Source organism: Lentimicrobiaceae bacterium (assembly GCA_020636745.1).
GTDB lineage: Bacteria > Bacteroidota > Bacteroidia > Bacteroidales > Lentimicrobiaceae > Lentimicrobium.
In genome coordinates, this window is sequence record JACJXH010000002.1 from 164,339 (window position 1) to 186,783 (window position 22,445).

The following is a 22,445-nucleotide window of genomic DNA, read 5'->3' on the forward strand; positions in this document are numbered from 1 at the left end:
AACTATTTATCGTATCTTTGCAGATTCAAAGTTTTGTTGGATACATTGGCACTCTTTTCAGCGGATTCTTTCAGAACTATTTTATTCACCCTCTCAAAAAAGGATAATCCCGAAAAGGTAAATTATGGCAAGATCACAGCAAACGTGGAATAAGCAGGAAAACGAAAAGAAAAAGCAGAAGAAGAAAAAGGAAAAAGCAGCAAAAAAAGTTGAAAGAGCTTCCAATTCAAAAGACGGCAACAGTCTTGATGATATGATAGCTTATGTAGATGAATACGGGCGCATCACTTCTACACCTCCCGATCCAACAGTAAAAAAGGAAGTCATTAAGGCCGAAGACATTGAGATTGGCGTAAGAAAACAGGATCCTGCCGACCAGGTTGAGGAGTTCAGAACAGGAATTGTCAGTTTCTTCAACGAATCAAAAGGATATGGTTTTATTAAAGACCTGAACACTCAGGAAAGTATATTTGTACATATCAACGGGCTTACCGAAAGCATCAAGGAAAATAACAAGGTTACTTTTAAGGTGGAAAGAAGCCCTAAAGGGCTCAGCGCCTTTGAGGTTAAATTAGTCAGATAAATGCCGGTTTTTGTGTAAAACCGAACATATATAGGTTTAAAAGCCTGATATAGAGCTGTTAATCATTTTTTTATACTACAATACAGCTTCCTGAAAAGCAATAGTTTGTTGCCTGCAGGAAGCTGCTTATGTTTTTATAAATGTCCATGTTGTTGGTCAAATTGCGACTATTTTGGTTATTTAATTCAGTAATAGGCCTGTATGTCAGCAAAATGCAAGTAAGTTGCAACAGCGAAATAGTATTTCACAAAAGCAATTTCAAAAGAAAAGAGATAACCGTTTTAAAATACCGATAAATACGCATTCATTCTTTACATAATTGAATTATATTTGCGTCTGAAATTACTAACCTATACTAAGCGCATAGCTACCCCTGCTCTATTTTTTTTTACTGCGATATTTTAATCATCGAATAAATATTAAAATCAGATTTTCATTTTAATAAATCAAACCCATTATTAACCAAAACCAATTAAACATGAAAAAAATCGCAATTACTCTTTTTGCAGCCTTCCTGGCATTTAATTTATCTGCGCAGGACAATCTTCTTACTAAAGGTGAAAAAGTACTGAATCTGGGGATAGGCCTGGGTAGCACTTTATACACCGGATCTGGCTACACTAGTACAATTCCACCTATTTCAGCTTCTTTTGAAATTGGAGTAAAAGACGATGTTCTTGACATTGGATCTATTGGTGTTGGAGGATATTTAGGCTATGCAGCCAACAAATGGGAGTATTCCTATTTCGGAGGCACCTGGGGATATAAATACACTAACCTTATTATTGGTGCAAGAGGTTCGTTTCACTATCCTTTGATTGACAAACTGGATACTTATACCGGACTTATGATTGGTATGAACATTGTTTCTGCCAAAGAAACCGGCGACATTGATCCATTATACAATTACAGTGCTTCAAGCAGTGGAGTTATCTGGTCATGGTATGCTGGTGGCCGTTACTATTTCAGCGATAAATTTGCTGCTATGGCAGAGATTGGTTATGGCATCGCATGGCTCAATCTTGGCGTTGCGCTGAAACTGTAATAAATAAATGTTTTAAACTAAGCCACTCTCCGGGGTGGCTTTTTTTATTTCTGCTTTGAATGCTCCTTTTTCAACTGCAGATTTTCCTGTGCAGTTGAAATGATTATCTTTGTTTGATTCTTTAATTGTTGCGAATGAGAGTAGCCGGGAAAAATTATCAGACTATATGGTTTGAAGGAGAATCGGTTTTTATGATCGATCAGAATTTACTGCCATTTAAGTTTTCAATAGCAGAGTGTAAAACATGGGAAGAAACCTGCGAGGCCATTAAAATGATGACGGTAAGAGGTGCCGGAGCCATTGGTGCTGCTGCCGGATTTGCTATGGCTCAGGCTGTTATCTCAAATGAAAGTCCCGAAATGGCCCGGCAGCGGATTAAAGCAACGCGGCCTACTGCCCGCGACCTGTTTTATGCTGTGGATCGCGTGTATGAAGCAGCTGCAGGCTCCGTTCAGGCTGCCGTGGATGAAGCCATCAGGCTTGCCCGGTTAAATACCGAAGCTGCAAAAAATATCGGAAAATATGGTGAGTCATTGATTGCTGACGGGGCAAGAGTTCTCACACATTGCAATGCCGGTTGGCTTGGCTTTGTTGATTACGGCAGTGCATTGTCGCCTGTTTATCACGCTCACCGTGGCGGGAAATCTGTTTTCGTTTATGCCGATGAAACCCGGCCCAGAAGTCAGGGTGCGCGCCTTACGGCATGGGAGCTGACGAATGAAGGCATTGAACACCAAATAGTTCCTGATAATGCCGGAGCTTACCTGATGTCGAAAGGCCTGGTTGATTTGGTGATTGTGGGTGCCGACCGAATTGCGGCTAACGGTGATACTGCCAATAAAATCGGAACCTTTGAAAAAGCCATCATTGCAAAACAATTTGGGATTCCTTTTTTTGTTGCTGCCCCTGTGTCAACGTTCGACGCTGCAACTCTAAACGGCGAAGGGATTGAAATTGAGGAACGAAGTGCTGATGAAGTGCACTTTCAAACCGGCCCTGATCAGAATGGCCAGATGCATACCATACGGGTAACCAATCCTGGCTCTGATGCTATAAATCCGGCTTTTGATGTTACTCCGGCAGAGTTTATTACCGGTATTATTACCGAAAAAGGAATTATAAAGGCATCAGGGGATGAGATAAAGGCACTTTTTTAGAGGGACGAGGGACGCAGAAAAGGGACGTGGGACGAGGGGCGTGGGACGAACGGAGAACGACGAACGACGAACCCAGAACGACAAACCCAGAACGAAGAACTTTTTCCTTTAACTGTTAGTTGTTAGTTGTTAGTTGTTTTTGAGCTTTAATTATGGAAAAAACCTGTAACTGGCCGGGCAACGACCCGTTGATGATAGAATACCACGATAAGGAGTGGGGTGTACCGGTTCATGATGACCGCAAACTGTTTGAGTTTCTTGTGCTCGATGCCTTTCAGGCAGGCCTGAGCTGGAAAACCATCCTGCATCGCCGCGAAGGTTTTCGGCGGGCTTTCGACAATTTTGACGCTACAAAAATTGCAGCCTACACCGATGATGATTTTAACCGCCTGATGGCCGATTCCGGAATTATCCGCAACAGGGCGAAAATAAGGGGAACCATTAAAAATGCCAGGCTGTTTCTTGAAATTCAGCGTGAGTTTGGTAGTTTCGATGCCTACATCTGGCAGTTTACCGGTGGCAAAACCATCGTAAACCACTGGACCAATCTTAAACAACTGCCGGCCACCAGCCCTGAGTCAGATGCCATGGCTAAGGACATGAAAAAGCGGGGTTTCACCTTCTGTGGCAGCACCATCTGCTATGCCTTTATGCAGGCCGCCGGATTGGTGGATGATCACCTGGAAGATTGTTTCAGAAAATGCTCTTGATGCGGAAGGGATAACTTCCTGTGAAAAGGCTGATTAAAATCCAATGTTTATCTGACATTAGTGTTTTAAAATCTTATTTTTTGGATAATCGAAAGTCTTCAATTTCATTTCGTACAAAATGTGAAATTGAGTTGATAAGGATCGACTATTTACCAATTTTTTGCCTGATATTTACAGGAAAATTTATTGTAATTTCCGGAAATAATCTGACACAGCGCAAAAACAAGCGCTAAATATTTGGTTTTCCCGCTACAATAGATAAACACTTACCTTTGCAGGATGAACATTCCTGAAAAACGACCCATAACCGATTGGTTGCCCGTTAGCCGCGAGGAACTCGACCGTCGAGGCTGGGACGAAGTTGACGTCATCATCGTTTCAGGCGATGCTTATGTTGATCATCCTTCATTTGGCCATGCTGTAATGGGTCGTTTAATAGAAAAAGAAGGTTTCAGGGTGGCTGTTTTACCTCAGCCCAACTGGCGTGACGACCTGCGCGACTTCAAAAAACTTGGCAAGCCACGCCTTTTCTTTGGTGTAACTGCCGGTTGCATGGATTCCATGGTGAATCATTATACAGCCAACAAACGCCTGCGCTCTGACGATGCTTATACACCCGGTGGAATTGCAGGCTTCAGGCCGGATTATGCAAGTGTTGTTTATACTGGAATTTTAAAGAAACTATTTCCTGATGTGCCCGTAATTCTGGGTGGAATTGAAGCCTCCATGCGCCGTCTTACGCACTATGACTACTGGAGCGATAGTCTGAAACCTGACATCCTCACATGGAGTGGAGCTGATATGCTGGTGTTTGGAATGGGAGAAAAGGCTATTGTAGCACTTTTGCAGCGACTTGCAGCTGGCGAGCCCATTCACCAGATTCGTGACCTGGAGCAAACCGCCTTCAAAGTGCCGGCAGACGAGTTGTTACCTGAAATGCCAGGTGTTAATACCCTTGAACTTCCCTCGCATGTGCAGTGTAAGGCCGATAAAAAAGCCTTTGCCCGTCATTTCAGAATTTTTGAAGAGGAGTCGAACCGCTGGCAGGGAGCTCGCCTTATTGAGCCCAACGGCGATACGGTTACGGTGATAAATCCGGCCAATCCCCCGATGGAGGAAAAGGAAATTGATGCTGCATTCGATTTGCCTTACACCCGGCAACCCCATCCTCGTTACAATAAACGGGGTCAGATTCCGGCTTTTGAGATGATCCGCAATTCTATCAATTTGCACCGCGGTTGCTTTGGTGGCTGTGCTTTTTGTGCTATTTCTGCCCATCAGGGCAAATTTGTGGTAAGCCGTTCTGAGAAATCAATTATGAACGAAGTGAAACTGGTAGCATCAGAACCGGATTTCAAAGGCCACATTACCGATATGGGCGGCCCTTCGGCCAATATGTATCTGATGAAAGGGATTGATACTGATAAATGTAAGAAATGCAAACGGGCTTCCTGTATCTTTCCGACCATCTGCCGGAACCTGAATACCGACCACCGGCCAATGACTGCCCTTTATAAAAAAGCAATGCTGGTACAGGGGGTGAAAAGAATCACCATTGGCAGCGGAATCCGTTACGATATGCTGGTGGGTCGCACTGAAGCTGAAAACAAAGCCAATGGTCTGGATGAATATCTGAAGCAGGTAATTACAAAGCATGTTTCGGGCAGGTTAAAGGTGGCTCCTGAACACAGTGCACAGAATGTACTTCAGATTATGCGGAAACCTCACTATCGTACTTTTATCGATTTCCAGAAACGTTTTGAGGAGATCAATCGTCAAAATGGGCTGAAGCAGCAACTGATTCCTTATTTTATTTCAAGTCATCCGGGCAGCCGCCCCGAAGATATGGCCGAACTTGCCTGCGAAACCATGCAACAGGGTTTCCGCCTGGAGCAGGTGCAGGATTTTACGCCTACGCCCATGACCCTGGCCACAGCCATTTATTATACGGGTATTGATCCATACACGCAAAAACCTGTGTATGTGGCCAAAACAAAAGAAGACAAAGTTAATCAGCAGCGTTTCTTTTTCTGGTATAAAGCAGAGAATAAAAGATGGTTGTCAGATACCCTCCGAAAAATGGGCAGAAAAGATTTGCTGGATAAGTTTGGGAAAACGAAACGTTATTGATCTGTTTTAGGGGCTTAAAATTGTCCAAAAGCCTTAATGGGAGGTCTGAAAAAGCGGCTGCAACGGAGATAAATCAACTTTGCGGAATAACCAAAACAGGGCAGGAGCTCTGGCGCATGATGCCACTGCTTACACTTCCTATCAGTGTTCGGTAAACCAGTCCATGACTCTGCGAGCCCACAACAATGAGCTCGGCGTCAAACATTTTGGCCTCATGCAGAATGGTGCTTACTATCGGACCATGAATAATGGCAGAACGGGCATTTACCCCTTTGTTTTTCAGGTAGTGCACCATGGCCTTCAGGTCACGGTTTTCGCTTATCATTTCGTCGAGACACGGATTACCTGCCGGTGGCTGCATCGGTGCATTTTCACTCAAAAATACTACGGGATAACATATATGCAATATATAAACTTCGCTGTTAAATGCGCTGGCAATTTCGCCGGCCTTTTCAATAACATCTGTTGATAAATCAGAAAAATCTACCGGAACCAGAATTCGTTTCATGGGGTTATTGTTTTCATATTCACAAATATACAATAATTAAAGGATGAATTCAAGGGGAAAAAAATACAATGTTTCAGGCTTTAAGTTGGCTGGTTTGTCAAGCTATGTATAGCCAAAATCATCAGGCAGGAAGCCCTGTTGACTAAATTTATGGATGAAATTTCGGGAGGTATTCTTTAAACAACTGGGAAACAAACACCCATAGACCTCGGCAGACAATAACACATGGTCATATTGTATATACTACATGTGAAATGATTTTAAGATTATTATTTACTATCGGGCTTCCGATTTGAGGTTATTTATGGCCGGTTTATCAGATTAATGTCTGTCATTTTGAGCAGTTTAAGTTAGTGTAATCAGCATCTGTCAAGGGATTGACGATTTCTTTTGAAAACTGTTGGAGCTCTCAAATTATTTGTACTTTCGCAACGTTTAATTCCCTACAAAAACTGTGTTTTAAGATGAATAAGTTAATTGCTCTGGAAGAAGTTGTAGCCAAAATTAAAGATGGTTCAGTCATAATGGTTGGAGGCTTTATGGCCAGTGGAACTCCGCCACGGCTTATTGATGCACTGGTGAAGTCAAATGTAAAAGATCTGACAATTATTTGTAATGATACAGCATTCCCCGATCAGGGTGTGGGCCGCTTAATTGTTAACCGTCAGGTAAAGAAGGTGATAACCTCACACATAGGAACCAATCCTGCCACGCAGGCACAAATGAATGAAGGCACGCTGGAAGTGGAATTTGTACCTCAGGGTACGCTGGCCGAGCGGGTAAGGGCCGGTGGCGCCGGGCTGGGAGGTTTTCTTACACCAACTGGTTTAGGTACCATGGTGGCCGAAGGCAAGCAGGTACTCACTGTTGATGGCAAAGACTTTCTTCTTGAGAAGCCTTTGCGTGCAGATATAGCATTGATAGGCGCCAGCAAAGGCGACCACGAAGGAAACCTTATTTATAATGGAAACTCGCAAAACTTCAATCCGCTGATGGCAACTGCCACCGATTTGGTTATTGCTGAAGTTGAGAAACTTGTTGAAACCGGTAAAATCTGCATGGAGCATGTTCATACTCCCGGGATTTTTGTAGATTTTATTATCAATAATTAATAACGATATTCTAATTCATGATGAAAGAACAGTCAATTATCAGAGTGCGCATGAGTTCGCACGATGCCCATTACGGAGGAAACCTGGTTGACGGAGCCAAGATGCTTCAATTATTTGGCGATGTAGCTACTGAATTACTTATACGAAACGATGGAGACGAAGGCCTTTTTAAGGCTTACGATAATGTTGAATTTATGGCTCCGGTTTTTGCGGGCGATTATATTGAGGCCGTTGGTGAAATTACCCATATTGGCAATACTTCGCGCAAAATGAATTTTGAAGCCCGCAAAGTCATAGTCCCCCGTCCCGAAATTTCTGATTCGGCAGCCGATGTTCTTACAGAATATATTGTGGTTTGCAAAGCCAGCGGAACCTGTGTTGTTCCATTGAAAAATCAGCGCAAAAACCAATAACCATTGTCCTATGGAAAAACTGATAATTACTGCCGCCATTTGTGGCGCTGAAGTGCTTAAAGAGCATAATCCTGCAGTCCCCTATACTGTTGAAGAAATTGTACGTGAGGCCAAATCAGCCTATGAAGCAGGTGCAAGCATTATTCACCTGCATGTCCGCTGGGACGATGGAACACCAACCCAGGATAAAGGTCGTTTTAAAGAAATGATTGATGCGATTAAAGCTGAAATTCCTGATGTGATTATCCAGCCTTCAACCGGTGGAGCTGTTGGTATGAGCAATGATGAACGCCTGCAACCAACAGAATTAAAGCCCGAAATGGCCACACTCGACTGCGGAACGCTCAATTTTGGCGGCGATGAGGTATTTATGAATACTGAAAACACCATTAAATATTTTGGCGAGCGCATGATTCAGCTGGGTATAAAACCTGAACTTGAGGTTTTCGACAAAAGCATGATCGACATGGCTTTACGTCTTCATAAAAAAGGGTTTATTCAAAAACCCATGCACTTCGATTTTGTAATGGGAGTAAATGGCGGAATATCAGGCGAACTACGTGACTTTGTTTTTTTGAGAGGCAGTATTCCTGATGATGCTACTTATACGGTGGCAGGTGTCGGACGCTTCGAATTTCCGCTGGCAATGGCTGCTATTATTGATGGCGGGCATGTGCGCGTCGGGTTCGAAGATAATGTGTACTTGTCGAAAGGAGTTCTCGCAAAATCAAATGGCGAACTGGTGGCTAAAGTAGTCAGAATGGCCACAGAAATGGGCCGCGAAATCGCCACTCCGGCCGATGCCCGCCGGATACTGGGTCTTGAGGCAAAATAATCAAAAATATACCAAACCAAAAACCAATAACCTACTACGCATGAAAAAAGGAAGTAAATACGGTATTCACCGTGTAATTGAACCAAAAGGAGTTCTACCTCAGCCAGCCAATAAGATTGATAACAACATGGATGAGATCTACGACAATGAGATCCTGATCGATGTCCTTACATTAAATGTTGATTCTGCCAGTTTTACCCAAATTGAAGAACAAGCAGGTGGCGATGAGAAAAAAATTGCCGAAATTATGTTCGATATCGTTGCCAAACAAGGCAAACATCGCAATCCGGTTACCGGATCAGGTGGTATGCTTTTAGGTATTGTTGAAAAAATAGGCTCTGCACTTGAAGGTAAAATTGATTTGAAAGTGGGCGATAAAATTGCCACACTGGTGTCATTGTCACTTACTCCGCTGCGTATCGATAAAATCAAAGAAATCCGTAAAGATGTTGACCAGGTTGACATTGAAGGGAAGGCAATCCTTTTCGAAAGCGGCATTTATGCAAAAATACCTGCCGATATGCCTGAGAAATTAGCCCTCTCAGCGCTGGATGTAGCTGGTGCTCCTGCTCAAACTGCCCGTTTGGTAAAACCAGGTGATACTGTACTGATTATTGGAGCAGGCGGAAAATCAGGAATGCTTTGCTGCTATGAAGCAAGAAAACGCGCCGGAGTTACCGGTAAAGTGATCGGACTCTGCCACGGCGAAAAAAGTGCCCAGCGCTTGCGCGATCTCGGCTTTTGCGACGAAGTGTTTACTGCTGATGCCACTATTCCTGTTCCGGTTCTTGAAAAAATTGAAGAACTTACCAATGGACAGCTTTGCGACGTTACCATTAACAACGTAAACATTCCTGATACTGAAATGACCAGCATCCTGTGTACCAAAGATACCGGAGTTGTTTATTTCTTCTCAATGGCTACCAGCTTTACAAAAGCCGCTTTGGGTGCCGAAGGTATTGGCAGTGATGTTACCATGATAGTTGGCAATGGATATACCAAAGGACACGCCGAAATTACCCTGCAGTTGCTTCGCGAATGCGACGAACTCAGAAAGGTTTTTACTGAACTTTACGCTTAACTGACTCAATCTGAAAACATGGTCAACCATCAGTACTGACTGTGTTCAAATCTTTCAATCAGATAATTACTGACATATCACATTCTTCCAACCAACCCATTCTTTCGCGGATTGGGAGGTTGGAAGAATCAAATGATTATAAATGAATAGTTTATAACAAACGCCTGAAGGCAATTAACAGCACTTCAGCAGAACTAAAAAATCTAGTATGTCTATTAACAGAAGAAAAGAATTTTTTCCTGAGGCTACCGACGAACAATGGAACGATTGGAAGTGGCAGGTTAAAAACAGAATTGAGACATTTGATCAACTCAAAAAATATATCAGTCTCACGCCTTCTGAAGAAGAAGGTGTAAAAAAATCGCTCGAGACACTGCGTATGGCTATAACGCCGTATTATCTATCTCTGATTGACACCGATAACCCAAATTGCCCTATCCGCAAACAGGCTGTGCCATCAGGTGCTGAACTGCATCGCTCAGTGGCCGATTTACTTGACCCTTTGCACGAAGATGGTGATTCACCGGTACCGGGGCTTACACACCGGTATCCCGACAGGGTTTTGTTCCTGATTACTGATATGTGCTCAATGTATTGCCGCCACTGCACCCGCAGGAGATTTGCCGGACAGAACGACCGCGAAACCCCTTCTGACAGAATACAGCAAGCTATTGATTACATTGCCCGTACACCTCAGGTAAGAGATGTATTACTTTCGGGTGGCGATGCCCTTATGGTAAGCGACCGGATGCTTGAATCAATCATTCAGCGTTTGCGCGAAATTCCTCATGTTGAAATCATCAGGATTGGTACCCGTGTGCCGGTAGTATGCCCACAGCGCATTACCGATGATTTGGTGAATATGCTTAAAAAATATCATCCTATCTGGGTTAACACACATTTTAACCACCCGAATGAAATTACTCCTGAATCTGCTGAAGCATGCAACAAGCTGGCCAATGTTGGTATTCCTTTGGGAAATCAATCGGTGCTGCTCAGAGGTGTGAACGATTGTGTGAACATCATGAAAAATCTTGTGCATGGATTGGTTAAAATCAGGGTTCGGCCATACTATATCTATCAATGCGATCTTTCCATGGGTCTTGAGCATTTCAGAACACCTGTTTCAAAAGGTATTGAAATCATCGAAAACCTTCGCGGACATACATCAGGCTATGCAGTGCCAACATTTGTTGTAGATGCTCCTGGTGGTGGCGGTAAAATTCCGGTAATGCCTACTTACCTGATTTCTCAGGCTCCCGGCAAGGTTGTATTGCGCAATTTCGAAGGGGTGATTACGACCTATTCTGAACCGCAGGACTACAAAAGTGAATGCCATTGCCCCGATTGTGAAAAGGCTAAATACACTGAAGGTGTAGCTTCTCTGCTGATGGGCGATCAGTTGTCGCTTGAGCCGGAAGGCCTATCTCGTAAAATCAGAAACCTATCCGATCAATGCCTTTCACAGGTGACATTCTAAAATATAATAGTTTATCAATTGTCGGGCTTGAAAAGAATACTGGTAAGACCGAATGCCTGAACTATGTGCTGAAACGACTTCAACACTCAGGTAAACAGCTGGCGCTTACTTCTATTGGAATTGACGGAGAAAGTATTGATCAGGTTACGTTTACACATAAACCTGAAATCGAACTTTTTGAAAACCTTATATTTGTTACCTCAGAGAAACACTTCAGAGAAAAACTGATTGATGCTGAGATTCTTCATTTGAGTGACAGGCGTACCGCTTTGGGCAGATTGGTTACTGCACGGGCTAAAGGAAATGGGAAAGTTATTTTTTCAGGCCCTTCGGATAGTTTTTGGTTGCGCGAAACGATTGATGACCTCAAAACTTATGGTGTTGATACCACCATTGTGGATGGGGCGCTGTCAAGACTCAGCCTGGGCTCGCCGGCAGTTTCCGAAAGCATTATTCTTGCCACCGGTGCGGCCGTTTCAGCCAATATCAACTCTTTGGTACGCAAAACCAGGTTTGTATATACACTTATTCAAATTGAAGCATTTCAATCACCGGTGAATGATCGGCTTCAATGTCTCGAAAATGGCATTTATGCAATTGATGACCAGTGGAATATCGTTGACCTCGGTATTCCATCGGTCTTTATGCTTGAAAAATTCCGCGATAAACTCCTTGGCAAAGGCAATACCTTGTTTGTTACAGGTGCTGTTAGCGATAGTTTACTCAATTTTTTGCGTGTGCAGAAAAACATAGAAGAAATTGTGCTGGTGGTGCGGGACTTCACCCGGATTTTTGTCAGTTCTGAGGCATATGCTGCCTTCATCCGCAAAGGTGGCCGTATCAGGGTGCTGATGCGTACCAGGTTAATTGCAGTTTGTGTGAATCCTGTTTCACCCGAAGGTTATGTACTCGACTCACACAAGTTGTGTGAGCAAATGTCGGAATCACTTGGAATTCCGGTTTATGATGTCAGAAAGATTTAAAAAATGGCAAATCTGCGAAATATTATCAGTCAGAATAATGGCTTGAGATTTATGGTCGAAGAACTCACTGTTTGTTCTTCTGCCGGAAGACGTATGCTTCTTTCGCAGGAAATGATGACCAACGCCCGCAAAATTGAAGAAGAGTTTAACAAACTTGAAGTTGTTGTTGAAATCGTAAGCAATGAATCCAGTGCCATACATATTGAGAAACTGAGGCACACCTTGTCACAGCTTCGCGATATTCATGGTACACTGTCTAATCTTGCCAATGAATCAGTACTCGACGATATCGGGCTCTTCGAAATAAAGCATTTCAGTTTGCTGAATGAAACCGCCAGGCAATGCTTGTCTGAAGTTAGCTGCACTGTAATTGATTTGCCAGATTTGCAGCATGTTTTCGACATGCTTGATCCTGAAAAACAGGGGATTGCCCATTTTTATATTTACCCGGCTTATAGTAGTGAATTAGCCGGATTGCGTAAGCGGCAGCAAATATTATTACAAACTGATCCTGAACAGGCTGAAGTTTTACGTTATCGTTGCATGCTTATAGAAGACAGTATAAGGCAGCATTTGTCAACCCGCTTGTTGGCCGAAAAAGCTCATCTGCTTAATGCTCTTGAGCAACTTGCTATGGCTGATATTTTGTTTGCCAAAGCCATTCAGGCTGTTAATTATCATTGTTGCAAGCCTCAAACAGCAAATAAAACTACCGAATATCAGGGCCTTTTCAATCCATTCATCGGAGAAGCTTTGCAACTTCAGCAAAAGGTTTTCCAACCTGTTGATATCAGGCTGGACAACTCACCCTGTGTAATTACCGGTGCAAATATGGCCGGTAAAACAGTCTTACTTAAAACAGTAGCTTTATCGCAATACCTGTTTCAGTTTGGATTTTACATTCCTGCAGCCAGTGCCCTAGTGGTGCCGGTTGATGATATATTGCACAGCATGGGCGATGAACAATCAGAACTCAGCGGCCTCTCTTCTTTTGCTTCTGAAATGCTCAAAATCAACCATATAGTTGCTCAGGCGCGTGCAGGTCAAAAACTTCTTGCCCTGATTGATGAGCCTGCGCGGACGACCAATCCAGAGGAAGGAAGAGCCATTGTAAATGCCTTAACTTTTGTGCTTTCAAAACTGGAGGTTCGAAGCCTCATTACAACCCATTACAGCAACATCACCACTGTCTGCCGGAAATTAAGGGTAAAAGGTCTGGTGTTGGATCAATTAAAAGACAGGATAACGGTTGCCAATATTAACAACTATATGGATTATACCCTGCTTGAGCATGAAGCTGACGATGTACCGCTTGAAGCTTTGCGCATTGCTTCCATTCTGGGCGTTGATGATGAGCTGGTTGAACAGGCGGGCCGTTATCTTACACAAAACTGAAAATAATCATTTAAATAATTGAATACTATGCAAACAAGTAAGCTTGGACTTGATTTTGAAAAGGTGAAGAAAGCCCGCCAATGTGCCAGTGGAATAGCCGCTGATGTGCAGAATTTTGTGGGCAAATACAGCACGGTGGCCGTTGAACGAACACTTTGCCGGCTTTTGGGAATCGATGGAGTAGATGCAAATGATGTTCCTTTACCCAATGTTGTGGTTGACGATTTAAAAACCAGAGGATTACTAGGTGAAGGGGTCATGTTTTATATAGGTAATGCCATGGTTGAAACCGGGCTGACTCCTCAACAGATAGCTGAACAAATTTCTGAAGCTGGTATGGATATCACAAAAATGAGTATCCATACACCGGAAAAAATCAACCAGGCTTTACAGCCTTATATTGAAGCAAGCATTCAACGTATAAAATCAAACCGCGCTCGCCGCGAAAACTTTTTAAACACAATAGGAGAGGGATCAAAGCCTTACATCTATGTAATTGTGGCAACTGGTAATATTTATGAAGATGTGGTTCAGGCGCAGGCAGCAGCCCGCCAGGGCGCAGATATCATTGCTGTAATTCGCACTACAGGCCAAAGTTTGCTCGATTACGTGCCTTTTGGCGCAACTACCGAAGGATTCGGAGGTACTTATGCCACGCAGGAGAACTTCCGTATTATGCGCTCAGCTCTCGATGAAGTGGGTGTTGAAGTAAACCGGTATATCAGGTTATGTAACTATTGCTCAGGTTTATGCATGCCTGAAATTGCGGTAATGGGAGCTCTTGAAGGTTTGGATGTGATGTTGAACGATGCCCTTTATGGTATCCTTTTCCGCGACATCAACATGCAAAGGACCATGGTTGACCAGTATTTTTCAAGGGTAATCAATGGTTTTGCAGGCGTTATTATCAATACTGGCGAAGATAACTATCTTACAACTGCTGATGCATACGAAGAAGCCCGCACTGTGCTGGCTTCTGATCTCATCAATGAACAACTGGCCTTGCTGGCTGGTATTCCTGAAGAACAAATGGGCTTAGGTCATGCCTTTGAAATGCAGCCCGAAATGGAAAATGGATTTTTATATGAGTTGGCCCAGGCTCAAATGACCCGTGAAATATTTCCCAAAGCACCTCTGAAATATATGCCTCCCACAAAGTTTATGACTGGCAACATCTTCAGAGGACAAATTCAAAATGCCCTGTTTAATCAAATTTCAATCTGGACCGGCCAGGGTATTCAATTGCTTGGTATGATTACTGAAGCAATTCATACTCCGTTTATGTCAGACCGTTATCTTGCCATTGAAAATGCACGGTACATTTTCAATAATATGAAAGATATAGGGAATGACATTGAATTTAAACAGGATGGCATTGTATGTAAGCGTGCCAGACAGGTGTTGGACGAAGCCCTTGAAATCCTTCAGAAAATTGAAAAGGAAGGACTTTTCTCATCACTTGAAAAAGGAATGTTTGGCGATGTTAAACGGCCACGTACCGGAGGCAAGGGACTCGCCGGTGTAGTTGAAAAGGGAAAGAATTATCAGAACCCGTTTATAGCATTAATGAAAGGAGAAAAAGCATAATGAGTGGCGGATTATATTCAATGGAGCGTAATGACTTTGATCAGACGCTAGACCTGACAAAAGTAAAACCTTACGGTGATACTATGAACGATGGTAAAAGCCAGGTGAGTTTTACACTTCCGGTTCCGTGTAATGATGAGGCAATTGAAGCAGCCAAAATACTGATGAAAAAGATGGGTTTCGAAAACCCTCAGGTGGTTTTTTACAAAGAACTAACACCTGGCTTTACGTTTTTCAACTGCTATGGCAGCAGCATTCACACTGTAGATTATACAACTATTCATGTACCAAAAGTTGAGTCAACCGTTTGGGATATGGAGGAAACGGATACTTTTATCAGGGAGCATATTGGCCGTAAAATAGTAGTGGTTGGTGCCAGTACGGGCACCGATGCGCATACCGTAGGGATTGATGCCATCATGAATATGAAGGGCTATGCAGGACACTACGGGATTGAACGCTATGAAATGTTTGAAGCCCTCAATATGGGCAGTCAGGTTCCGAATGAGGAATTTATAGCCAAAGCTATTGAAATGAAAGCAGATGCTCTGCTGGTTTCACAAACAGTAACGCAAAAAGATGTTCATATTCAGAATCTGACCGAGCTGGTTGAAATGCTTGAAGCCGAAGGCTTGCGAAGCAAAGTGATTCTTATTTGCGGAGGGCCGCGTATTTCGCACGAGCTTGCTAAAGAGCTTGGCTATGACGCCGGATTTACAATGAATTCGTACGCAAATGATGTAGCTTCTTACATTGCTCAGGAACTTAATAAAAGAATTAACGGTTAAAAATGCTTTCAATTATGGATAAAAACGAAATCAGAGAAGTCATTGCACGGCGCGTTGCGCTTGAATTGCACGATGGCGATGTGGTTAATCTGGGAATAGGATTACCAACACTTGTACCTAATTTCCTTGCACAGGATATCAAAGTTACATTACAGTCAGAGAACGGTTTGCTTGGTATGGGCCCCAGTCCTGAACCAGGTAAGGAAGATAAAAGCCTGTTGAATGCCGGCGGTGGTTTTATTACTGCCTTGCCAGGTGCCTCAAGCTTCGACAGTGCTACTTCGTTTGCTGTTATCCGTGGCGGGCATGTAGATGTAACCGTGTTGGGCGCTTTACAGGTTGATGAAAAAGGAAACCTGGCCAACTGGATGATTCCCGGCAAAAAAACACCTGGAATGGGAGGTGCTATGGATTTACTGGTGGGCTCCCGCAAGGTTATCATTGCCATGGAACATACAGCCAATGGAGCAAAAAAAATCCTGAAATCCTGCAATTTGCCTTTAACTGCTGCAGGACAGGTAAATATGATTATTACCGAAATGGGCGTGATGGAAGTTACACCACAAGGGATTGTTCTTACTGAAATCAACCCTTTGTTTACAATTGATGAAGTGCAGGCACAAACTGAAGCTCAGTTAATTGTGTCGGAAAACCTCAAAGAAATGAAACAAGTAGTAATGGCCTGATTCAAAAAATTTACTAATTCACCCAAAAATATAAATGATGAGCAAAGTATTTATAGTTGCAGCTAAAAGAACACCTGTAGGAAAATTTGGCGGATCACTTGCCGGAATTCCCGCAGCTGAGCTTGGTTCAATGGTTATAAAGGACATAATTGCACAAACCGGCATTAACCCTGCTGATCTTGATGAAGTTGTGGTCGGAAATATTCTTTCTGCAGGGCAGGGGCAAGGAGTGGCCCGTCAGGCTGCTATAAAGGCAGGAGTTCCGCAGGAAGTTCCCGCTTACGGAATTAATATGATCTGCGGAAGCGGAATGAAGGCTATTTTAAATGCCTATGTAAATATTAAAGCTGGTGAGGCCAACCTGATTCTGGCCGGTGGTACCGAAAATATGTCGGCTTCATGCTATATTCTGCCAGGCAATGTTCGTAATGGAATCAAAATGGGCGATTTTAAAGCTGTTGACCATATGGTGCTTGATGGACTGACCGATGCTTTTTCAAATGTACATATGGGTATTACTGCTGAAAACATTGCGGCTAAATACAACATCAGCCGTGAACAGCAGGATGCTTTCTCATTTGGTTCGCAACAAAAAGCATCAGCAGCAATTGATGCCGGGCGATTCAAAGATGAAATTGTGCCTGTTGAAATTGTAACCAGAAAAGAAACCATTCGCTTTGATACCGATGAATATGTAAACAGAACCACTACCCCTGAAAAGCTGGCATCGTTGCGCCCGGCTTTTAAAAAGGATGGCTCAGTTACAGCTGGAAATGCTTCCGGAATTAATGATGGTGCTTCATTCGTGCTGGTTGCATCTGAGGAAGCAGTCAAGACGCATAAATTAACTCCGCTTGTTGAAATTGTGGCTGTAGGTCAGGGCGGCGTCGATCCTTCAATTATGGGAATGGGCCCTGTGCCTGCTATTTCCAATGCACTGAAAAAGGCAAATATGAAACTCAGCGAAATGGATGTTATTGAGCTGAATGAAGCTTTTGCTGCCCAATCATTGGGTGTAATTGCTCAGTTGTGTATGGATCATGACGTTAATCCCGAGTGGTTTGATTCTCATTGCAATCTTAATGGTGGTGCTATAGCTTTGGGTCATCCAATTGGGGCTTCGGGCAACCGGATTACTGTTAGCCTTATTCATGAGATGAAACGCAGCAACAAACAATATGGGCTGGCTTCGCTCTGCATTGGTGGCGGCATGGGAACAGCTGTTATACTTAAAAACATATAGCAGGCAATAGATCTGCCAATTTTTTAGCACCTTCCCGTATGATTATCGGGAGGGTGCTTTTATTTTATTTATAGTGATTTTTTTCTCCTTCCACAAGTGCTTACCGCACCCAATAATTTATTATAAGATATAATTTCTCATCTGCTTCAGTCAGCCCATAAACATATGTAGAAACCTTCATAAGTGTCAAATAATGAATAATTTAATTTCTCTTTTGTTTATTGATTAACAATAGAAATTGTAATTTTGCAGTCTGTAACCCCGCTGTCAGAAACAGGATGCTTTATCAATATTTCATTTGTAAAGCTGAAGTTTAATCATGTTTTGTCGCAGTACTTTTTAAAGGTTATAAACTACCAATAGCTAATCAATACTATAAAAATGGATTTCAATCAAACCCCAACCGAAACCCTCTTTTTGCAGATGATCCGCCGGTTCGCTGAAAAAGAGGTAAAGCCATTGGCGGCTGAAGTGGACGAGCTGGAACGTTTTCCGCTCGAAACTGTTGAAAAAATGGGAAAACTTGGTCTTATGGGTATTCCTGTTCCCACCAAATACGGAGGAGCCGGTGGTACAAATCAACTCTATAGCATGGCCGTTGAAGAGCTTTCGCGCGTTTGTGCGACAACAGGCGTTATTTTGTCGGCTCATACTTCTTTATGTGCAGCCCCGATTCTTGAGATGGGCACCGAAGAGCAAAAACAAAAGTATCTTCCCAGGCTGGCTTCCGGCGAATGGATTGGCGCTTTTGGTTTGACTGAGCCAAATGCAGGTACCGATGCCTCGGCACAACAAACAGTAGCCATCGCTGATGGTGATAGCTGGGTGCTGAATGGAACCAAAATTTTTATCACCAATGCTGTTTATGCTTCCGTATACATCATCATAGCCATGACTGATAAATCACAGGGCACCCGTGGTATCTCCGCTTTTATTGTCGAAAAGGGTACTCCGGGTTTTTCTGTGGGTAAAAAAGAAAAAAAACTTGGCATCCGTGGCTCGGCAACCTGCGAGCTGATTATGGACAACTGCCGCATTCCTAAAGAAAATCTTTTAGGAAAAATTGGCGGAGGTTTTGGCATTGCCATGAAAACACTTGACGGTGGTCGCATTGGTATTGCATCTCAGGCTTTAGGAATTGCTCAGGGCGCTATGGACGAAACAATTAAATACACCAAAGAGCGTAAACAATTCGGCAAAGCCATTAGCAATTTTCAGAACACACAATTTCAGATGGCCGATCTTGAAACAAAAGTTCAGGCTGCCCGCTTGTTGGTAAGAAGTGCTGCATTTAAAAAGGATAAAGGGATCCCTTATTCAGCCGATGCTGCCATGGCAAAGCTTTACGCCTCTGAAACGGCAATGGAAGTAACATCTAAAGCTATTCAGTTTCATGGTGGCTACGGCTATACACGTGATTATCCGGTAGAGCGTATGATGCGCGATGCCAAGATAACCGAAATTTACGAAGGGACTTCTGAAGTGCAGCGCATGGTTATTGCAGCAGGTCTTTTCAGATAATCAACCATTTATTTTAACGCATTCATATACCGGTTTATGTATGACCAGGTATATGGTTTCACCTCTATTGATTGTTTCTCAGGTGAATGGTTATCAAAAAAATAACATCTATGAAAATTATTGTTTGTGCAAAACAAGTTCCTGATACTACGGAAATTAAAATAAATCCGCAAACCGGAACACTCATCCGTGAGGGCGTTCCAAGCATTATGAACCCTGATGATAAGGGAGGATTGCAACTGGCGTTGCAGTTAAAAGAAGCTTACCATGCTCATGTTACCATTATTACAATGGGGCCTCCCCAGGCTGATGCCATTTTAAGAGAAGCGCTTGCATTGGGAGTAGACCGCGCAATTTTGCTGACCGATCGTAAGTTTGCCGGTGCTGATACCCTGGCCACATCCAATGCGTTGGCTGGCGCACTGCGCAATCTTGATTTCGACCTGATTATTGCAGGACGTCAGGCAATCGATGGCGATACAGCTCAGGTTGGTCCGCAAATTGCCGAACTTCTTGACCTGCCTCAGGTAACTTATCTCGAGGACTTGAAATATGATGGTGATAAAACTTTTACCATTCGCCGGCAAACGGAAGAAGGATACCAAGTGCTTGAAACTGAAATGCCCTGTTTGGTTACCGTATTGGCATCAGCATACACTCCTGATTATATGCCTGTAAAAGGAATTGTGGAGGCTTATAACCGCGAAGTTGAAATCTGGGGTTTCGAAAATATCACCGTTGATGAAGCAAATCTTGGGCTTAAGGGCTCACCCACAAGAGTGCACAAGGCATTTACTAAAGGCGTAAAAGCCGCCGGTGAGCAGTTTGAGGCAGATGCTGAAGAGGCTGTGGGTATTATTATTAGCAGACTAAAAGAGAAGTTTCTGATTTAGCCGGCTGTAAGACTCAACTTTAAATCATAAAAAAAATGGACAAATCAGAATACAAAGATATTTATGTTTTCGCCGAGCAGCGCAACGGTTTAATTCAGAGTATTGCTCTTGAATTGTTAGGTAAAGCGCGCGATTTGGCTAAAGCAGCAAACCATAATGTGGTTGCTGTGCTTGCCGGACATCAGATTGCTGATAAAGCCGCTGAATTGATTTCGTGGGGGGCTGATAAAGTTATTGTAATTGACAATGCTGCTCTCGCAGATTACCTGACAGAACCCTATACCCAGGCCGTTGCCAGTGTGATAAACAATTATAAACCTGCAATATTCCTTATCGGAGCTACAACCATCGGACGTGACCTTGGCCCCAGATTATCTGCAAGAGTTTCAACCGGGCTTACGGCCGATTGTACCCGCCTTGAAATAGGTGACGAAGGAGAGCTGCTGATGACTCGCCCGGCCTTTGGTGGAAATCTTATGGCTACCATTGTTTGCAAGGAGCATCGCCCACAAATGTCAACCGTCAGGCCTGGTGTGATGCAAAAAGCTGACAAGGATATTCACCGGCAAGGCGTAGTGGAAATGTTTCATGTTGATTTTGATGCTTCAAAGTTTAAAGTCAGGCTTGTTGGCAATGTGAAAGAAAATAAGGGACTTAAGGATATTACAGAAGCCAGAATCCTTGTTTCAGGCGGGCGCGGTGTTAACTGTGCTGAAAATTTTGAAAAACTGAAACAACTTGCTGATGTGCTGGGGGCTGAAGTGTCAGCTTCAAGAGCCATGGTGGATGCAGGTGTAATTTCACATGACAGACAGGTTGGACAAACCGGTAAAACTGTTAGACCTGACCTTTATATTGCCTGTGGTATTTCTGGTGCTATACAGCACCTTGCCGGTATGGAAGAAAGTGGATACATTATTGCCATTAATAAAGACAAGTTTGCGCCCATTTTCCAGGTGGCCGACCTAGGTATTGTTGGTGACGGGAATAAAATTATTCCATTGCTTACCGAAAGACTCAGCAAAGAGATGAACAATAAATAAGAGCCATCATTATTGCTTATATCAGAACTAAAAGCATCGGGTAAAAGAAATTCACGAAGTAAGCATTCTTTGTCTGTTTTTACTGGCTGGCTTTTACTTATTCTGTTGATGCAAATGAAGCTAAAAAAAGCCAGTCGCCCGGGCTCCGGACGATTGGCTTTTTTTATGATATTGGATTAAAAAATGCCTGATACAGATAATTATTCCAGAATTAACTTCTGGCTCTTCTGTTGCTGACCATCATTCAGCTTTAAAATATAAATGCCCTTGGGTAAAGTGCTTAAATCAATGTTAAAATTAGCTATGCTTCCCGGAAAGGATTTAGAATACACTGTTTTTCCGGTGAGTGAGTAAACATCAATCATGTGTTTTCCGCTGGTTTTCCAAGCATTGATATTCACAATTCCGGTTGCCGGAACAGGTGTGGCAAATGTCATGTTAGCCTGCAAGTCATCCATTCCCAGGGGTTGGCATACAATGGGGAAAATGGTCATAGTAGTTTGCATATTATCGCCCCATGAATCAGGGTGATTAAAAGGATACCAGGCATTGTTGTCCCATTGTTCCCAGGCTGTTCCATTGTAGCCAGCCACATGTTTCCTGCACCATAATGCAAGGGTGTCGCCAGGCCCGGTTGGTAGAATTATACCGGCATAGAACGGGCCGGTTACTGTAAACGGCTGGTCAAAGGTTACAGAAGTAGCTTGCTCATTGTTGACATCGCCCACAATTGAATTTAATGATTTGGTTGCCGTGGCTACTATTGTTCCGGGTTTTCCGTCAGTTGCACTGCTGTTCCAGATGGCAAAGGTTATCTGGGGGTTTGAAGCACTTTTGGCTACTACAAAGTCAGCAATCATTCCGTTAATGGTTGTCCCGATTTCGAAACTGTTAAAAAATTCGGCTTTTGCTTTGTCCTTGTAACTGTTGTTCCCTGTAATATAGCCTATTCCAGGAGGGAGCATATAGTAGTATATAATCTCTCCGGTCAAAGGATAACGCAGGGTATCGCAATCGGTCGTTCTGCTTCCAATCTCATGGCCAGTTGCGGAGTAGTTAAGGTTTTGCAAATCAGAAGCTTTAAAATCGCTTTTGCCTGAATGCTGTGCATTGGCAATCATAGCTGTGAAAACACATAGAACTATGATTATTGTAATTTTCTTCATGCTGTATATTATTGGGTGTAAAGGTACTTTTAAAATGCAATTCAATAATGAGAACTGTTGATTCAGTTTTTATACTATTTTTGACA

General features: G+C 43.1%; 21 protein-coding genes. 19 read left to right on the forward strand and 2 right to left on the reverse strand.

Going from position 1 to position 22,445, the window contains the following annotated elements:
• Positions 1-124 precede the first annotated feature (124 nt).
• From H6541_03600 to H6541_03620, 5 genes are all read left to right on the forward strand, one after another.
• Complete coding sequence (locus tag H6541_03600) at positions 125-583, forward strand: cold shock domain-containing protein (GenBank protein ID MCB9014855.1); 459 nt, start codon at positions 125-127, stop codon at positions 581-583.
• A gap of 478 nt (positions 584-1,061) precedes the next feature.
• Positions 1,062-1,628, forward strand: coding sequence for an outer membrane beta-barrel protein (locus H6541_03605; protein ID MCB9014856.1), 567 nt, complete (start codon positions 1,062-1,064; stop codon positions 1,626-1,628).
• A 134-nt stretch (positions 1,629-1,762) separates the two neighbouring features.
• The gene (gene mtnA / locus H6541_03610) at positions 1,763-2,785 is read left to right on the forward strand and encodes an S-methyl-5-thioribose-1-phosphate isomerase (protein MCB9014857.1); all 1,023 of its coding nucleotides are present in this window, start codon (positions 1,763-1,765) and stop codon (positions 2,783-2,785) included.
• 152 nt (positions 2,786-2,937) lie between these two features.
• Positions 2,938-3,495, forward strand: coding sequence for a DNA-3-methyladenine glycosylase I (locus tag H6541_03615; GenBank protein MCB9014858.1), 558 nt, complete (start codon positions 2,938-2,940; stop codon positions 3,493-3,495).
• A 279-nt stretch (positions 3,496-3,774) separates the two neighbouring features.
• A complete protein-coding gene (locus H6541_03620; protein MCB9014859.1) occupies positions 3,775-5,625 on the forward strand; it encodes a YgiQ family radical SAM protein in 1,851 nt (616 codons plus the stop codon).
• 73 nt (positions 5,626-5,698) lie between these two features.
• Here the strand turns inward: H6541_03620 and H6541_03625 are convergent, their stop codons facing one another.
• Complete coding sequence (locus tag H6541_03625) at positions 5,699-6,133, reverse strand: universal stress protein (GenBank protein MCB9014860.1); 435 nt, start codon at positions 6,131-6,133, stop codon at positions 5,699-5,701.
• A gap of 464 nt (positions 6,134-6,597) precedes the next feature.
• Between H6541_03625 and H6541_03630 the strand changes: the two genes are divergently transcribed.
• From H6541_03630 to H6541_03695, 14 genes are all read left to right on the forward strand, one after another.
• Entirely contained in the window at positions 6,598-7,245 is a 648-nt protein-coding gene (locus H6541_03630) for a CoA transferase subunit A (protein MCB9014861.1), read from the forward strand.
• A 20-nt stretch (positions 7,246-7,265) separates the two neighbouring features.
• Positions 7,266-7,658: a 3-aminobutyryl-CoA ammonia lyase gene (locus H6541_03635; protein MCB9014862.1), complete on the forward strand. Its 393-nt coding sequence runs from the start codon at positions 7,266-7,268 to the stop codon at positions 7,656-7,658.
• Positions 7,659-7,668: 10 nt separating this feature from the next.
• Complete coding sequence (locus H6541_03640) at positions 7,669-8,493, forward strand: 3-keto-5-aminohexanoate cleavage protein (protein ID MCB9014863.1); 825 nt, start codon at positions 7,669-7,671, stop codon at positions 8,491-8,493.
• A gap of 40 nt (positions 8,494-8,533) precedes the next feature.
• Positions 8,534-9,574 carry an L-erythro-3,5-diaminohexanoate dehydrogenase gene (locus tag H6541_03645; protein ID MCB9014864.1) on the forward strand — a complete coding sequence of 347 codons (1,041 nt, stop codon included), beginning with the start codon at positions 8,534-8,536 and terminating at the stop codon, positions 9,572-9,574.
• Between the two features lie 208 nt (positions 9,575-9,782).
• Complete coding sequence (gene ablA, locus H6541_03650; protein ID MCB9014865.1) at positions 9,783-11,054, forward strand: lysine 2,3-aminomutase; 1,272 nt, start codon at positions 9,783-9,785, stop codon at positions 11,052-11,054.
• On the forward strand, positions 11,030-12,037 hold the full coding sequence (locus tag H6541_03655) for a hypothetical protein (protein MCB9014866.1): 1,008 nt from the start codon (positions 11,030-11,032) through the stop codon (positions 12,035-12,037). Before ablA ends, H6541_03655 begins: the two co-directional genes overlap by 25 nt.
• A 3-nt stretch (positions 12,038-12,040) precedes the next feature.
• Positions 12,041-13,432 carry a DNA mismatch repair protein MutS gene (locus H6541_03660; protein MCB9014867.1) on the forward strand — a complete coding sequence of 464 codons (1,392 nt, stop codon included), beginning with the start codon at positions 12,041-12,043 and terminating at the stop codon, positions 13,430-13,432.
• Between the two features lie 27 nt (positions 13,433-13,459).
• Positions 13,460-15,019, forward strand: coding sequence for a lysine 5,6-aminomutase subunit alpha (locus H6541_03665; protein MCB9014868.1), 1,560 nt, complete (start codon positions 13,460-13,462; stop codon positions 15,017-15,019).
• Complete coding sequence (locus tag H6541_03670; GenBank protein MCB9014869.1) at positions 15,019-15,807, forward strand: cobalamin B12-binding domain-containing protein; 789 nt, start codon at positions 15,019-15,021, stop codon at positions 15,805-15,807. Before H6541_03665 ends, H6541_03670 begins: the two co-directional genes overlap by 1 nt.
• 14 nt (positions 15,808-15,821) lie before the next feature.
• Positions 15,822-16,493 (forward strand): CoA transferase subunit B, encoded by a 672-nt coding sequence (locus tag H6541_03675; GenBank protein MCB9014870.1) that lies wholly within the window; start codon positions 15,822-15,824, stop codon positions 16,491-16,493.
• Positions 16,494-16,530: 37 nt separating this feature from the next.
• Complete coding sequence (locus tag H6541_03680) at positions 16,531-17,736, forward strand: acetyl-CoA C-acetyltransferase (GenBank protein ID MCB9014871.1); 1,206 nt, start codon at positions 16,531-16,533, stop codon at positions 17,734-17,736.
• 381 nt (positions 17,737-18,117) lie between these two features.
• Complete coding sequence (locus H6541_03685; protein MCB9014872.1) at positions 18,118-19,257, forward strand: acyl-CoA dehydrogenase; 1,140 nt, start codon at positions 18,118-18,120, stop codon at positions 19,255-19,257.
• Between the two features lie 110 nt (positions 19,258-19,367).
• The gene (locus H6541_03690; protein MCB9014873.1) at positions 19,368-20,150 is read left to right on the forward strand and encodes an electron transfer flavoprotein subunit beta/FixA family protein; all 783 of its coding nucleotides are present in this window, start codon (positions 19,368-19,370) and stop codon (positions 20,148-20,150) included.
• 35 nt (positions 20,151-20,185) lie between these two features.
• Positions 20,186-21,193, forward strand: a complete 1,008-nt coding sequence (locus H6541_03695; GenBank protein MCB9014874.1) for an electron transfer flavoprotein subunit alpha/FixB family protein — start codon at positions 20,186-20,188, stop codon at positions 21,191-21,193.
• A 200-nt stretch (positions 21,194-21,393) separates the two neighbouring features.
• Here H6541_03695 and H6541_03700 read toward each other — a convergent pair whose 3' ends face one another.
• Positions 21,394-22,359 carry a T9SS type A sorting domain-containing protein gene (locus H6541_03700; protein MCB9014875.1) on the reverse strand — a complete coding sequence of 322 codons (966 nt, stop codon included), beginning with the start codon at positions 22,357-22,359 and terminating at the stop codon, positions 21,394-21,396.
• Between the last annotated feature and the right edge of the window lie 86 nt (positions 22,360-22,445).

Coding starts and splice junctions, on each gene's coding strand:
- H6541_03600 (MCB9014855.1), top strand. CDS start 125: ATGGCAAGATCACAGCAAACGTGGAATAAGCAGGAAAACGAAAAGAAA.
- H6541_03605 (MCB9014856.1), top strand. CDS start 1,062: ATGAAAAAAATCGCAATTACTCTTTTTGCAGCCTTCCTGGCATTTAAT.
- mtnA (MCB9014857.1), top strand. CDS start 1,763: ATGAGAGTAGCCGGGAAAAATTATCAGACTATATGGTTTGAAGGAGAA.
- H6541_03615 (MCB9014858.1), top strand. CDS start 2,938: ATGGAAAAAACCTGTAACTGGCCGGGCAACGACCCGTTGATGATAGAA.
- H6541_03620 (MCB9014859.1), top strand. CDS start 3,775: ATGAACATTCCTGAAAAACGACCCATAACCGATTGGTTGCCCGTTAGC.
- H6541_03625 (MCB9014860.1), bottom strand. CDS start 6,133: ATGAAACGAATTCTGGTTCCGGTAGATTTTTCTGATTTATCAACAGAT.
- H6541_03630 (MCB9014861.1), top strand. CDS start 6,598: ATGAATAAGTTAATTGCTCTGGAAGAAGTTGTAGCCAAAATTAAAGAT.
- H6541_03635 (MCB9014862.1), top strand. CDS start 7,266: ATGAAAGAACAGTCAATTATCAGAGTGCGCATGAGTTCGCACGATGCC.
- H6541_03640 (MCB9014863.1), top strand. CDS start 7,669: ATGGAAAAACTGATAATTACTGCCGCCATTTGTGGCGCTGAAGTGCTT.
- H6541_03645 (MCB9014864.1), top strand. CDS start 8,534: ATGAAAAAAGGAAGTAAATACGGTATTCACCGTGTAATTGAACCAAAA.
- ablA (MCB9014865.1), top strand. CDS start 9,783: ATGTCTATTAACAGAAGAAAAGAATTTTTTCCTGAGGCTACCGACGAA.
- H6541_03655 (MCB9014866.1), top strand. CDS start 11,030: ATGCCTTTCACAGGTGACATTCTAAAATATAATAGTTTATCAATTGTC.
- H6541_03660 (MCB9014867.1), top strand. CDS start 12,041: ATGGCAAATCTGCGAAATATTATCAGTCAGAATAATGGCTTGAGATTT.
- H6541_03665 (MCB9014868.1), top strand. CDS start 13,460: ATGCAAACAAGTAAGCTTGGACTTGATTTTGAAAAGGTGAAGAAAGCC.
- H6541_03670 (MCB9014869.1), top strand. CDS start 15,019: ATGAGTGGCGGATTATATTCAATGGAGCGTAATGACTTTGATCAGACG.
- H6541_03675 (MCB9014870.1), top strand. CDS start 15,822: ATGGATAAAAACGAAATCAGAGAAGTCATTGCACGGCGCGTTGCGCTT.
- H6541_03680 (MCB9014871.1), top strand. CDS start 16,531: ATGAGCAAAGTATTTATAGTTGCAGCTAAAAGAACACCTGTAGGAAAA.
- H6541_03685 (MCB9014872.1), top strand. CDS start 18,118: ATGGATTTCAATCAAACCCCAACCGAAACCCTCTTTTTGCAGATGATC.
- H6541_03690 (MCB9014873.1), top strand. CDS start 19,368: ATGAAAATTATTGTTTGTGCAAAACAAGTTCCTGATACTACGGAAATT.
- H6541_03695 (MCB9014874.1), top strand. CDS start 20,186: ATGGACAAATCAGAATACAAAGATATTTATGTTTTCGCCGAGCAGCGC.
- H6541_03700 (MCB9014875.1), bottom strand. CDS start 22,359: ATGAAGAAAATTACAATAATCATAGTTCTATGTGTTTTCACAGCTATG.